The 14,954-nt window shown below is 57.9% G+C and carries 8 protein-coding genes and 1 tRNA gene; 2 read left to right on the top strand and 7 right to left on the bottom strand.

Annotation, left to right across the window (positions count from 1 at the left end; genetic code table 11):
* Window positions 1-106 precede the first annotated feature (106 nt).
* The 7 genes from HY868_10490 to HY868_10520 form a co-directional block, all read right to left on the bottom strand.
* Window positions 107-1,126, bottom strand: coding sequence for an ABC transporter ATP-binding protein (locus tag HY868_10490; GenBank protein ID MBI5302557.1), 1,020 nt, complete (start codon window positions 1,124-1,126; stop codon window positions 107-109).
* Window positions 1,127-1,150: 24 nt separating this feature from the next.
* Window positions 1,151-2,215, bottom strand: coding sequence for a molybdopterin-dependent oxidoreductase (locus HY868_10495; protein ID MBI5302558.1), 1,065 nt, complete (start codon window positions 2,213-2,215; stop codon window positions 1,151-1,153).
* Between the two features lie 78 nt (window positions 2,216-2,293).
* Window positions 2,294-3,271, bottom strand: coding sequence for a dipeptide ABC transporter ATP-binding protein (locus HY868_10500; GenBank protein ID MBI5302559.1), 978 nt, complete (start codon window positions 3,269-3,271; stop codon window positions 2,294-2,296).
* Between the two features lie 6 nt (window positions 3,272-3,277).
* Window positions 3,278-4,171, bottom strand: coding sequence for an ABC transporter permease (locus tag HY868_10505; GenBank protein ID MBI5302560.1), 894 nt, complete (start codon window positions 4,169-4,171; stop codon window positions 3,278-3,280).
* 76 nt (window positions 4,172-4,247) lie between these two features.
* A complete protein-coding gene (locus HY868_10510) occupies window positions 4,248-5,276 on the bottom strand; it encodes an ABC transporter permease (GenBank protein MBI5302561.1) in 1,029 nt (342 codons plus the stop codon).
* A gap of 106 nt (window positions 5,277-5,382) precedes the next feature.
* A complete protein-coding gene (locus tag HY868_10515; GenBank protein MBI5302562.1) occupies window positions 5,383-7,263 on the bottom strand; it encodes a peptide ABC transporter substrate-binding protein in 1,881 nt (626 codons plus the stop codon).
* Window positions 7,264-7,530: 267 nt separating this feature from the next.
* Window positions 7,531-9,402, bottom strand: a complete 1,872-nt coding sequence (locus HY868_10520; GenBank protein ID MBI5302563.1) for a CBS domain-containing protein — start codon at window positions 9,400-9,402, stop codon at window positions 7,531-7,533.
* A 668-nt stretch (window positions 9,403-10,070) separates the two neighbouring features.
* Here HY868_10520 and HY868_10525 point away from each other — a divergent pair.
* On the top strand, window positions 10,071-14,651 hold the full coding sequence (locus HY868_10525) for a PAS domain S-box protein (GenBank protein MBI5302564.1): 4,581 nt from the start codon (window positions 10,071-10,073) through the stop codon (window positions 14,649-14,651).
* A gap of 155 nt (window positions 14,652-14,806) precedes the next feature.
* A tRNA-Met gene (locus HY868_10530) sits at window positions 14,807-14,878 on the top strand.
* Window positions 14,879-14,954: the final 76 nt, after the last annotated feature.

The raw sequence follows: 14,954 nt of genomic DNA on the forward strand, positions 1-14,954 counted from the left end.
TCGCCAGAATCCAAGTTTCTCGAAGAAACCTGGATTCTAAAAGCGTCACTTGCACCCAACAAAAAAAGGCGACTCTCCAGCCGCCCTTTTCAACAGACGAAACCGATTACGCGTCGAATGCTTTCGCTCTTTGCGCGGCGAACTGGGAATCGTACAGCCAACAGCGCGCGGCTTGCCCCGACCCGGTTTTGATAAGCGGCGGGTCTTCTTCGCGGCACTTGTCGAAAGCGAAGGCGCAACGCGGCGCGAAACGACAGCCCGGCGGCAACGCGCGATACAAATTCGGCACATTGCCCTTGATGACGTTGAGGCGCTGATCGGACGACGTTTGCAAAGTGGGAATGCTCGACAAGAGCGCGCGCGTGTACGGATGCTTGGGCGACTGGAACAACGTCACCACGTCCGCTTCTTCCACGATTTTGCCGACGTACATCACGATCACACGTTGCGCCATTTCCGCGACAACGCCGAGATCGTGCGTGATGAGCGCAATCGCCAGACCCAGGTTTTGCTTCAACTCTTTCATCAATTCGAGAATCTGCGCCTGAATCGTCACGTCGAGCGCGGTCGTCGCTTCATCCGCGATCAGCAAACTGGGCGTGCACGCCAGCGCCATCGCGATCATGATCCGTTGCCGCATCCCGCCAGACATTTCGTGCGGATACGCCTTGAGGCGTTTTTCCGGTTCGGAAATATGCACTTGCCGCAGCAATTCGATAGTGCGCCGCAACGCGATTTCGTGCGTCATGCCCTGGTGAATGATGAGGGCTTCCGCGATTTGATCGCCGACGCTGAACACAGGATTGAGCGAGGTCATCGGCTCTTGAAAGATCATCGAAATTTGCGAACCGCGAATCGCGTACAACGCGCTATCCGGCAGTTTGACCAAGTCTTCGCCATTAAACAAAATTTCGCCGTTGATGATCTTGCCCGGCGGCGCGATGAGCCGCATGATCGAAAGCGCGGTCACCGATTTGCCGCAACCGGATTCGCCCACAATCGCCAGCGTTTCACCCTCGCGAATTTCAAAACTCACACCGTCCACCGCCGGCACCGTGCCATCGGACGTGTAGAAAAAAGTTTTGAGATTGTTGACTTGCAAAAGAGGTGGATTGTTCGTTGCCATTTGAGTTTTGATTGCTCCGCAGAATTATCGCTCACGTACTTCTAGCGTGAATGAATGAATCGCCGACGTGCCGTCCGGAAAAACGTCGCTCAGAATGCCCGCCCTCGCATCATCCTGGGTTGCGCCGGCGCGATCCGTCGCGCGCGCCATCAAGGTGTAGCGTCCTGCCGCGACATCGCGCCAACGCCAGCCCCACGGCGTCCACACGTACGGCGACGGCGCGGGCGTGATCGTCGTCGCGTGCCAGGTTGCGCCGGCATCGGTACTGACGTCCACCGCACGAATGCCGATCGCGTTCGTCTGCGCGTACCCCGCGATCAACAGGTCGCCGCGCGCGGGCGTCGTGCCTTGGCGCGGTTCCTGGATTCCCGAATTGAGTTTGATCGTCGCGCGCCGCGACCACCCCTTTTGTTCCCAGGGACCGAGTTTGTCTTCGTTCGTCACTTCGATGCTGGTAATCCATTTGGGTTGTTTCTGTCCATAGACGCCGGGCAAAAGCGCGCGCAAGGGAAAGCCGTGTGACAAGGGTAGCGGCTGGTCGTTCATCGCGTACGCGAGCAACGCGTGCTCCTCCAGCGCGGTCGCCAGCGGCACGGTCGTGAAATAATCGTCCACACCGCCAATCGTCACGAACTGCGCGCGCGTGTCTACGCCCGCGCGCGTCAGCACATCGCGCAACAAAATGCCGCGCCAGTTCGCGTTGCCGATGAGATTACCGCCCACCGGATTCCCAATGCATTCGAGCGTGTGCATCGTCGTGATTGCTGGTAGTGCTTTCACCTCGTCGAGCGTGAGACGCATCTCGTCGCGCACGAGACCGTACACAAACAGTCGCCACGAATCAAGACCAATACTGGGAAGGTCCGCATATTTCACGGTGTAAAAATCTTCGTTGCGCGTAATCCAGAGCGGCAAGGGCAATGCTTGCTTCGGGTCCAGCGTGAATTTGCCCCCGTCCGTCTGCGGACCCGCTACCGGCGTCGGCGTTGGAATAGTTGTTGGCGCGCAGGAGACAAGTCCGCCGCTGGCGAACACGACGAGGCCGCTGGCGCTGATTGTTAAAAATTCACGACGCGTTAAACGTCGCATGGTTCATTATTTTCGTAGGGGCAGGGTTTGTCCCTGCCCAAATTGGGCAACCACAAGGGTCGCCCCTACCAATAAATGTTACGCGTAATGGCACGCCGCCCAATGCCCAGGTTTCACCTCGCGCCATTCCGGTTCCTTGACATCGCACTGCCCGCGCACCGCGATGGGACAACGCGTGTGAAAGCGACAACCAGACGGCGGCTTGAGCGGCGACGGCACATCGCCGGTCAGCACGATGCGTTCGCGCTTGAGCGTCGGGTTGGGTTCGGGAATCGCAGACAACAGCGCCTTGGTGTATGGATGCAATGCGTCGGCGAACAACAACTTGGTCTCCGCGAGTTCCACGATCTTGCCGAGGTACATCACCGCGATGCGATCGCTGATGTACTTGACGACCGCGAGGTTGTGCGCGATGAACAAGTACGTCAGACCCAGTTCTTTCTGCAAGTCCTTCAACAAATTGAGCACTTGCGATTGAATCGAAACGTCGAGCGCGGAGACCGGCTCGTCGCACACTACGAACTTGGGGTGCAGAATCAACGCACGCGCAATGCCGATGCGCTGGCGCTGCCCGCCGGAAAATTCGTGCGGGTATCGGCGCGCGTACTCGGGGCGCAACCCGACGCGCATCATCATTTGCGTCACTTGCTTTTTGCGTTCCGCCGATGTGAACGCGCTGTGCACGCGCAACCCTTCGCCGATGATTTCGCCAATCGGCATGCGCGGATCGAGCGAACCGTACGGGTCTTGAAAAATGATCTGCATATCTTTGCGCGCGGTTTTAAGTTGATTGCCACCCATCCGAAACACGTCTTGCTGTTCGAAGGACACTTGCCCGCCGGTCGCCGGCACCAAACGGAGAATCGCGCGACCAGCCGTCGTTTTACCGCAGCCCGATTCGCCGACCAAGCCCAGCGTTTCGCCTTTGCGTAAATCGAACGAAATGTGATCCACCGCGCGCACATTGGCGACGACGCGCTGGAGCACTCCGGCGCGCACGGGATAATAGACGACGAGATCGTTCACGCGGACGAGCGTATTGTTTTCAGTTGACATGGCAGACTAGACCTTCATCCGAGGATCGAGCGCGTCGCGGAGACCATCGCCCATAAAGTTGAACGACAACGAGGTGATAAAAATGAAAAAGCCGGGGAGCACCGCTTTCCACGGCGCGAGGAACATGTCGCTCTGCGCGTTTTGCAACAGATTGCCCCAGGTCGCGGTCGGCAGTTGCACGCCAAAGCCGAGAAAACTTAACGCCGATTCGGTGATGATTGCCGCGCCGACCGCCAACGTCATCGCGACGATGATCGGCGCGAGCGCGTTCGGCAACATGTGCCGCACGATGATTTCAAAGTGCGATACGCCGAGCGCGCGCGCGGCTTCGGCAAATTCCTGACCGCGCAAGGACAGCACGACGCCGCGCACGACGCGCGCCGAACTCGTCCAACTCAGCGCGACCAGAATGCCGATCAACATCGGCACGCCGCCGCCTTTGAAGAACGACGCGAGGATGAGCAGAATCGGCAATTGCGGCATGGTCAAAATCAGATCAACCAGGCGCATCAAGATCGTATCTACCCAGCCGCCGAAATAACCGGAAATCGCGCCGATGGTCATGCCGATCAGCGTCGCGCCTATCGCGACGCTGAAACCGATCGAGAGCGAAATCTGCCCAGCAAATAACAAGCGCGAGAGCAAGTCGCGACCCAGTTCGTCGGTGCCAAAAATATGTCCCGCAGTTGGACCTTGATTACGATTGACCAGGTCCTGGGTGAGCGGATCGTACGGTGCGATGATACTGGCGAATGCCGACAACGACAACAGGGCAACAATGATCACCATGCCCATCAAAGCAAGGCGATGTCGGCGAAACCGCCGCCAGACCATCGCGGCTTGCGTTTCCTCCTGGACATTTTCCAGGTCGAGCGGCAATTCTAGTTCGGCAACTGACATAACGACCTCATGGTTAAACACTACGCACTACGCACTACGCACTACGCAGTACGTATTCCGTATTTCGTGGCGCGGGTTACGAGTACTTGATGCGCGGGTCAACGACAGTGTAGAGCACATCGGCGAGCAAGTTCGCGATGACGACGAGAATCGCGCTGATGAGCAGAAACATCATCAAGACCGGATAATCGCCGCGCGTGAGCGCGTTGATGTACATGCGCCCCATGCCATTCCACGCGAAAATCGTTTCGGTGATCACCGCGCCGTTGAACAGCGTCGGCAGCGAGAGCACGACAATCGTGATGATGGGAATCAGCGCGTTGCGGAGCGCGTGCTTGGTGATGACGAGCCGCTCGACGACGCCTTTGGCGCGCGCGGTGCGGACGTAATCCTGGCGCAACACTTCGAGCATGCTCGACCGCATATAGCGGCTCCACGACGCCATCTGAAACAGACTCAACACAATCGCGGGCATGATGAGATGTTGCGCGAGATCGAAGAAGGTACCCTTGTCCGGACCGAACAATGATTCGTTGCCGCCGGGCGGCAACGCGGGCAAGCCCCACGCTTTGAACTGCAATGAGAAAACAAGAATCATCATCAAGCCGAACCAAAAGACCGGCATCGCCACGCCGATGAAAGAGAACGCGGTCAGCACATAATCGAGCAAACTGTACTGCTTGACCGCGGCGATAATGCCAATTGGGATGGCGAAAATCAGCGAGATCAACAGCGCGGTACCCGAAAGCATCAGCGTGTTGCCGATACGCGTCGAGAACAATTCCATCACCGTGACGCCTTGCGCCACTTTCCACGATTCGCCCCAGTCGCCGCGAATGATGCCTTTGCGTTCGCCGCCGTCGTACCAATCATCGCCGGCAATCCAAATGAGGTACCGAATGTGCAACGGTTTATCGAGACCCAGCATTTTGGTCAGGCGTTGGTAATCTTCGGGCGTCAGCGCGGTTTCACGGCTCGTGCCCTGCTGGGTGTACTCCCACAGTGGACCGCCGGGCGCGAGATTCAACAACATATAGATGAGGAAAGATGAAACCACGACCACGAGTACCATCTGAACGAAACGACGAACGAGATAACCTGTCATACGCTTCTCCCAAGACCCGAAGGGTTTTCGAAAGCCCTTCGGGTCTAGCGCCCACAAACAAAAACGTGGCGGGTGCGCGCGTGCGCGCACCCGCCGGGTTGAGATGCTATTGTTTGATGTCGAATTCTTCGATGTTGTAGATTTCACCCGCCGTCGGATCGGGTTTGAAATTCAACACGCGTGGATTGGTCGCGTGGACGTTGATGCGTTGGTACAACGGCAAGATCGGCAACTCTTTCGAGATGAGGGAAAGCGCCGCGCTGGCATTCTTGGCTTGGCTGTCGCGATCCATCGAAGAGAGATACCCGGTGTACGCTTTGTCAAAATCGTTGTTGCACCAGAACGTGTTGTTCTGACCCGCCCACGTCATTTCCTTGGTCGGCGTTTCGCCGCAGGTGTACACCAACAACGTCGGTTGTGGTCCAGCGACCCAGGCGAACAGCATCAGGTCAAAGTTGCCGCTCATATAGTCGCTGTCCTTGCCGCGACCAAAGAGCACGGTCGCCGGCGGAAAGTCGAGTTTGACTTCGATGCCGATCGTCTTCATGTTCGCTTGGAAAATCTGCATAACCGCTTCGCGCGGTTTGTTGCCGGCGGTCGTGCTGATCGTCACCGAGAAACGTTGACCGTCTTTCGCGCGCACGCCATCGGCGCCTTTCTTCCAGCCCGCCGCGTCGAGCAATTCTTCGGCTTTCTTGGTGTCGAACGCGTACTTGGTGATCGCAGCGGCATCCTTGGGATACGCCCAGTGCGTCGTCGGCACCGTGGTATCCATCAAGTTGCTTTTGCCGAACAGAATCTTGTCGTTCATCTCTTTGCGATTCGTGCCGTATGCCATTGCTTGGCGCACACGCGCATCGCTAAAGAAATCGGGGCGCGGCTTGGGCGCTTTGGGACCCGCGACGTTAAAGTCAATATGTTCCCAGGTCGAACCGGCGATATAGTACGGTTTGACCAGACCGTTCTTCTCCGCTTGATCGAAGAACGGGATCACGTCGGTGTTCAACGCGTCCTGTGTCCCAATATCGCATTGACCGGCGATCAATTGCGCTTGCAGTTGGTTCGTGTCCGGGATAAAGCGGAAGATCACACGGTCCACTTTCGGAAGACCTTCACTCGCGCGCCAATAGTTCGGATTCTTTTCGAGTTCGATGCGGTCGCCGGAGACCCAGTTTGTCACGCGGAACGGACCGAAACCGACCGGCTTGCGTGCGTACGGGCTGGACTTGACATCCTTAGGCGCGACGCCCTTCAACACATGCTCGGGGAGCGGGTTGAAGATGTTGGTGTAGTAGAACCCATCCACGTAGCCGGGAATACCCGTCCACTCGACCGTCACATCGTCTTTGGCAACGAATGAAGTCGTGCGATCAATCAAAAAGCGGCTGGTCACGCCAGAGTCCTTGTCTTTGTAGGTGTTGTACCCAAAGACCAAATCCGACGCCTTGAGCGGTTGACCATCCGACCACTTGAGACCAGGTTTCAACTTGAACGTGACGACCATCTGATCCAGTTCATCATCTTTTTCGGCTTTGACCACGGTGCCTGCCGCGTTTTGAATCATGTCGCCGGCTTTGACTTTGACTTTACCCACTTTGGCGTCGCCGTCTTTGATATTTGGCAGCTTGGCAAGACCGGCGGGTTGATAGTCATAGTTCACCTGATCAATGAACGCGACCGCGCCACCTTCCCATACACCGGCTTGCGCGACAAAGCGCGCGACCTGCATGCTTGTCCCGTTCTGATAGAGCGATTCGGGTTCCTGCGCCATGCAGACGACGAGCGTCTTGAGCGCCGGCGGCTTGGTCGCCGCGGGGGCTTGCGTAGGCGGCGGGGTCGCGGTGATGACTTTTTCAACCACTTGCGGCGTACCCGCGATGACGACGGTTTCTCTCACGACTTGCGGCGGCGGCGCGGTCGGCGCGGCGCATGCCGCTAACAAGGCGATAACGAACAACGTCATCAGAATCAAGCTTACCTTTTTCATTTTGTTCCTTCTCCTCCTGGAAATTGACCTTGGACGACAGAACCATACACTCGTACGAGTTTGTCCTTCTTGGACATTCGCGCGACCTCGCGCGATAAGCAGAGTACTTGCGCCGGGCAAGAGCATCTGTCTGGAATCAACCACCTCCTTTCAAAAACAGAACAAATGTGCCGACACGTAGTCGTCATTGTGCTACGCTCGACACCAAGTTGCACTGATTATATGGAAATCGGGTACGCTGTCAACGGCGACGGTTTTTTCGCGCGTTTACTGTTCGCCCAACAACAACCGATACAACGTTCGCGTCGCGAGCAAATCCGCGGTGATCGCGCCAAGGAGTTGCCCATCGGGCGAAAGCACTGGCAACGCCGAGATGCCGTGTTGTTCGAGGCGCGTGACGACTTCGAGAATGCTGTCATGCGGTCCGCAACTCACTACCTCGCGCGACATTACCTCGTCCACGCGGACGCCGGCAATCTTGCCGCGCGCCGCGGCTTGCGTAATATCCCAATCCGTCACAATGCCGACGACGCGACCGTCCGATGCAAGCACCGAGAGAATATCCGTATTCTTTTCGATGAGCACGCGCGCGGCATCTTGCACCGAACTATCGAGCAGCGCCGTCGCCATCGCGATCATCACCTCGGACGCGACGCGGTGACTTTCGCGGCTGACGATGCGGCGAATGCTAATGCGTTCCGCGACCTGGCACGGCAATGCGTCATCCTCCTCAACCAAGCCGTCCACCAACTCGACCATATTTTGCCGAATCACGTGATCGCGTTTTTTCTCCGCCGCGCCGCGCCGTTGTTCCGCGAGTTGTGCGAACTGCGCGGCGTGCTGCTTGAGCCACTGCTCCACCGCCGCGCGATTACCGATCATCGCGTCCGGAATCTGCAAATCCTGGGGCGTTGGAATCATTCGCTCGTGCGCGGCAAAAATCACGCCGCCGGAATTGACCAGGTAATCCGTCGCGATCAACGTGCCGCGTTCCTGATACACGCGACGTTCCATTTTGCGCCGCGCGGCTTTGCGTTTCGGATCCGGCGAGTACGTATTCGCGCCTTCGATGACCATCGTCCAGCGTCCCATCTTGTCCACCGTGATCGAAGGATGTGACGATTCGTCCACGTCGAGATAGTTTGGTTGTGGCGCGGCAGGAATCAGCGCGAACGTAGACTCGCGCAACAAATCATCGCGCGCGCTGGAGAATTTCAAGGTGGGGCAACCGGCGTCCGGTCCGTCGGGATGCGCGAGAAAGTATGGCTTGGCGACGAGCGGATTTTGTTTGCGGAGCGCGAGCAAGAGCGGCACGTCGAGACCGGATTCGCAATACAAATAACCGGTCGCGTCGCTGATGCCGACGACGCGCGGCGCGTTCTCTTTTTCGGCGAGCAAGCGCGCCACGTTCGCGCCGACCGCGCCGAATCCTTGCACGATCACGGACACTTGATCCCACGCGGGAATTTGCACGTTGCGAAATTGCGGCAACACACGCAAGCGTTCGGCTTCACGATACAACGCTTCGAGCGCGATGACACAGCCGCCCGCCGCCGCGCCGAGTTGGTCAATGCGATTGCCGCCCATCTCGACCGGTTTCGAGACGACCGCGTCGAGACCGTTTTCAATCGCGATCGTTTTCATGTCCTGGTCGTTCGTGCCGACATCCGGACCGGGATTGTAGAGCCGGACGTAGCGGCGCAACAAATGCGCGAATCCGCACACGACCTCGGTGTGCTGCGCCGGCGAAAGGTTCGTCGGCGCGACAATGCCGGACTTGCCGCCGCCGTAGGGCAAATCCGCCGCGGCGTTTTTCAACGTCATTCCGCGCGCGAGATTGTGAATCGCCGTCGGCGTCACGTCGGGCAACATGCGAATGCCGCCCATCGAAGGCAGACCCATCGCGACATTGTCCACGACGAGATAACCACCAACCTCCAGCGACGCGCGCTCGTTCCACATGCACACGACGAGACGCGGACCCAGGTTGTCCACTTCAATGCCCAGACGATGCAACAGCTCGACATCCTGGGATGTGAATTCGAGGTAGACCAAGCCATCGTCTTCGATGCGCCGCGCCTGCAAAACGTGCTCGGGCAAGAGATCACGCAAGTACTCGTTCATTCGTTGGGGTAGCATCTTTGCTCCTTTGGACGTGACTACTCAACTTTGCGAAGGGTTGTGACCTTTGCAAGGTTAGGTTGCGCTGAACAAAAATCGCCGCGCTACCGCGAGGGCAACTCGGCGTTGGGCAACGCTACGCAGGTAGCGAACTCGATGTATCCAGTTGTTTTGATTCTAACTCGAAAGCGCCGCGTGTCAAGTCATGGACGTGCCTTCTCACAGGTTTTCCAAAGTCCTCTGCCAGTGTCATTGCCACGCATTGCGTGTCACGCCGCGCGTGGCATGTGTAACGCTTCGCGCAGAAACGATTACTGTCATTCCGAGGAGCGCAGCGACGAAGCCGCAAAGCGCCCGATTCACTAGACTTTATCGGAAACAACTTTTGCCTCTCGCCAAGACGCCAAGCACGAAAAGAATCATCTTGAAAAAACTTGGCGTTCTTAGCGGCTGGGCGAGAGAGGTCTTATTCCCGATAATGTCTACTAGTTGGGGATTGCTTCGGCGCAAAAACCGCGCCTCGCAATGACAAATGCGGATTGTCAATTGACTTTGCACATACCCTGGCGCCTTCTCCGCAAATCAAGTACTGCGCTCTCATGACCATCACCTTATATCCATCCCGCCGACGATTCTGTACAATTTGAACCAGAATGATTAGCTCGCCTCGCGCGAAGGAGCATCGCATGGCGCCATTTCAGCAAGTCCCAGAACGGCTAGATTTCCGAATGTTCATCAAACGATTCCTCCAGGTTTTCTTGACGCTCGCGCTCGTCCTCGCCATCGCTGCCGGCTTTGCGCACTCTAGCGATGTACGCAACGCGACGACGCTGATCGGCGAAAATGAGACGCACACACTCGACCTGGCGCGCCAAGGACTCGCGACTAGCTTTGAGCGAATTCTCTCCGATCTATATTATCTCGCCGAGTTGCCAGAAATTCAAGGTCACGCATTGGACAACGCGGAACTCGCTAGCGAATTTTTGCTCTTTGCCAAACAGAAACGCATGTACGATCAGATTCGGTTGATGAACCTGACCGGGATGGAACTCATCGCCATCAACTATAACCATGGCGCGCCGCTCATCGCGACTTTGGATCAACCCCAGTCCAAAGAACAACGGTATCATTTTCGCAATGCCCTTGACCTGAATAACAGCGAAGTGTACGTCTCCCCGCTCGCTCTAAACACCGCCGGCGATCAGATTGAAGAGCCGCTCAAACCACTGATTCGCTTCGGCACGCCGGTATTCGACGCACAGGGACGCAAAATTGGTGTGGTGATGCTGAATTATTTCGGCGCCGACCTGTTGACCATGCTGAGTCATATCAGCGCGCCTAGCGCCGGCACGGTTATGCTACTCAATGCGGATGGGTACTGGCTCAAGGGACCCACGCACCAAGACGAGTGGGGCTTTGTGTTTCCCGACCGGCAAACCCGCACCTTTGGCAACACGTATCCCGATGCCTGGTCGCAAATCAGCCACGCGGAACAAGGACAATTTTTTACCTCGGATGGATTGTTCACATTTGTAACCGTTCATCCACTCTTGGACGGTTTGCAAGCGAGCACCGCCGCTGGCGAAGCGTTAGCGACGAGCCGCGCGCAACTCACCGCGCGCCAGTACACGTGGAAAATCGTCACGCACATTCCGCAAGCCGTGTTTGACGCGCAATCCAATCAGGCGCTCCTGAGCTTGTTGCCGCGTGCCGTGATCGGGTTGCTCATCTTGGCATCCATCGCGTATATGTTGGCGCGCGCCATCGTGCACCGCCGCATGGCAGAGCAAACGCTCCATCAACAGTACGATTTCATGCAAAAACTGATTGACACGATTCCGGCGCCGGTCTATTACAAAGACACGCGCGGCGCGTATCGCGGATGCAATCGCGCGTACGAAGAATTTTACGGCGTCACCGCCGCGGACTTGATCGGCAAAACCGCGTATGACATTCATCCCCAGGAAATCGCCGAGCAGTACACCGCGCTCGACCACGCGTTGCTCGCGCAAACGGGCGCGCAACAACACGAAGCGCGCGCGCGCCGCGCGGACGGCGACGCGCGCGACATTCTTCTCAACAAAGCCACATACACCGACGCGCACGGCAATCTCGCCGGCATCGTCGGCATGGCGCTCGATATTACCGAACGCAAGGAAATGGAAACGCGCCTCGACCGTCTGGCGCATTTCAACGAGAACATCGTGCAAAGCATCGGCGAAGGCATCATGATGGACGACACCGAGGGGCACGTCGTTTTTGCCAATCCCGCCGCGTGCGCGATCCTCGGTTACGCGCCATCCGAATTGATTGGAATGCACTGGAGTGGTTTCATCGCGCCCGACCAACACACGCACATCGAACAAACCAATCAACAACGCGCCGCTGGCGCGAGCGGTCGCTACGAGGTGGAGGTACTGCGCCAAGACGGACGGCGCTTGACCGTGATGGTCAGTGGTCAACCGCGGATCGAAGACGGCGCGTATGTGGGCACGCTTGCCGTATTCAGCGACATCACCGAACGCAAACAAGTCGAAGAACGTCTGCGCCAACTCTCGCGCGCCGTCGAGCAGAGTCCCGTCTCCATCGTCATCACCGACACCCAGGGAGCCATCGAGTACGCCAATCCGGAATTCACGGAGGTGACCGGCTATACCCTGGCGGAAGCCCTGGGTCAGAATCCGCGCATTTTGAAATCCGGCGAAACGCCCCCCGAGGAGTACGCGCGCTTGTGGCAACAGATCAGCGCGGGCGGACAATGGCGCGGCGAATTTCACAACAAGAAAAAGAACGGCGAACTATACTGGGAATCCGCCTCCATCTCTGCCGTCACCGACGAACATGGCAAGATCACGCATTACCTCGCGGTGAAAGAAGACATTACCGCGCGCAAAGCGATCGAACGCAAACTCGCCGACGAACGCAACCAACTCAACACGATTCTCGAAAATTTACCGGCGATGGTGTTCATCAAAGACCCCACCGGACGCTACGTCTTTAGCAATCGCGAGCACATGCGCTTTCTCGGCTTTGACCAAACGCACGGCATCCTCGGCAAAACTGCTGCCGACCTTTTCGATTCCGAGTTTGCCGAACGCGTCCGCGCCGACGACGCCAAGGTGCTCCGCGACGGACTGACCATCGTCAATCGCGAAGAAAATTCGGCGGATCCCGTCACCTGCGAAATGCGCTGGCGCTTGACGACCAAAGTGCCCTTGCGCGACATTGCCGGCAACATCACCGGCTTGCTCGGCATCTCGCGCGATATGACCGAACGCAAGTGCGCGGAAGAAGAACTGCGCGCGGCGAAAGACACCGCCGAAGCCGCGACCCGCGCCAAGAGCGAATTTCTCGCGAACATGAGCCACGAAATCCGCACGCCGATGAACGCGGTCATCGGCATGACGAGTCTGCTCCTCGACACGCCGCTCACCGAGCAACAACGCGACTTTTGCCAAACGATTCGCGCGAGCGGCGATGCGCTCCTCGCAATCATCAACGACATTCTCGATTTCTCCAAGATCGAATCAGGACGTCTCGAACTCGAACGTCAACCCTTCGAGGTCGCGCGGTGCGCCGAGGAGGCGCTCGATCTGCTCGCGGCGCGCGCCTCGCAAAAAGGATTGGACCTGGCGTACACGATTGACGCGAGTGTGCCCGAAGCGATCATCGGCGACATCACGCGCTTGCGCCAAATTTTGGTCAACCTGCTCGGCAACGCCGTCAAGTTCACCGACACCGGCGAAGTCATCATCGCGGTAACTGGAACCGCGCCCGCCGAGAACATGTACGATTTGCATTTCGCCGTCAAGGATTCCGGGATCGGCATTCCCCCCGACCGGATGGATCGCCTGTTCAAATCGTTCAGCCAGGTAGACGCTTCGACGACGCGCCGGTATGGCGGCACCGGACTGGGTCTCGTCATCAGCAAACGGCTCGCGGAAATGATGGGCGGCGCGATGTGGGTCGAAAGCACCGGCGTACCCGGCGAAGGCACCACGTTCCACTTTACGATTCGCGCGCTTGCCTCACCGCACCAACCCAATTTGAATTTGCGTTCGATTCAACCGCAACTTTCCGGATTGCGCGCGCTCATCGTGGACGACAACGCCACCAATCGCAAGATCATAGATTTGCAACTGCGCGCCTGGGGCATGACGCCGACGACGGCGGCTTCGGGTGCCGAGGCGCTCGCGCTGATTCAGCGCGGCGACCGCTTCGACATTGCGATTCTCGATATGCAAATGCCGGAGATGGATGGCTTGACGCTTGCCGCCGAAATCCGCAAGCAGCGCGATGCGAACGCGTTGCCGTTGGTCATGCTCACCTCCATCGGCAGTCGCGCCGAAGCGGAAGGCGCGACCAACGTCCGCTTTGCCGCGTACTTGTCCAAACCGATCAAGGCATCGCAATTGTACAACGCACTGGTGGACGTGTTTGCGAAACGTCCCGTGCGCGCGCCGCAACTCGCCGCGCAACCGCAAATGGATGCGACGATGGGGACGCGGCATCCGCTCCGCCTTCTCCTCGCCGAAGATAACTTGGTGAATCAAAAAGTCGCGTTGCTCATTTTGCAAAAGATGGGGTATCGCGCCGATGTCGCCGGCAACGGCTTGGAAACGCTCGACGCGTTGCGCCGACAAACGTACGACGTGGTGTTGATGGATGTGCAAATGCCGGAGTTGGACGGACTCGATGCGACGCGACGCATCCGCGCCGAGTTCGATCCCGCGCAGCAACCGCGCATCATCGCGATGACCGCGGAGGCGATGCAAGGCGACCGCGAGATTTGTCTTGCGGCGGGCATGGATGATTACATCACCAAGCCGGTGCGCGTGGAGGAATTAGCGCGCGCGCTCGAACGCGCCACGCCACTCGTGGAGATTGCAAATCCCGAACCGGCAACCGCACAACCAACTGCCGATGTGCTCGACGCGCATTTGCTTACCGATTTGCGCGAGGTAACGGACGGCGACATGGAACCGCTGATCGAACTGGTGAACCTGTTTCAAGTGAACGCGCCGTCGCTCATCGAAGCGATCCGCCAAGCCGCGTCGAATCATGATGCGGATGCGATGCGCCGCGCGGCGCACACCTTGAAATCGGCGAGTGCGAACCTCGGCGCGCACGTGCTCGCGGATGTGTGCAAAGAGATCGAAGAAGCAGTGCGGAGCGGCAAACAGAACGGCGCGGATCCGACCGCGCGTGTGGAACGCGAATACGCGCGGGCGCTCGACGCGCTGCGCGCGTACACGGCGAAAACGTAAAGCGACGAATTGTAACCGCTCAACCTTACGAAGGTTCGCGCGGTGTCTCGATTTGAAATGCGTTTTCGCAACCTTCGCAAGGTTGGGAACAGTCACCACGAATTTGAATTTGACACGCCAACTTGAATCAGTATAATCGGGTTACGGATTCGTTTGCCGACGTAGCTCAGTGGTAGAGCAGGGGACTCATAAGCCCTTGGTCAGTGGTCCGACTCCACTCGTCGGCACAAACAAGCGACCTTCGATATGCGAGGGTCGCTTTTTGATTTCGCTATTTCCACGCGATTGGAGTAAAATAGAGTC

It is taken from the genome of Chloroflexota bacterium (assembly GCA_016219275.1).
GTDB lineage: Bacteria > Chloroflexota > Anaerolineae > UBA4142 > UBA4142 > JACRBM01.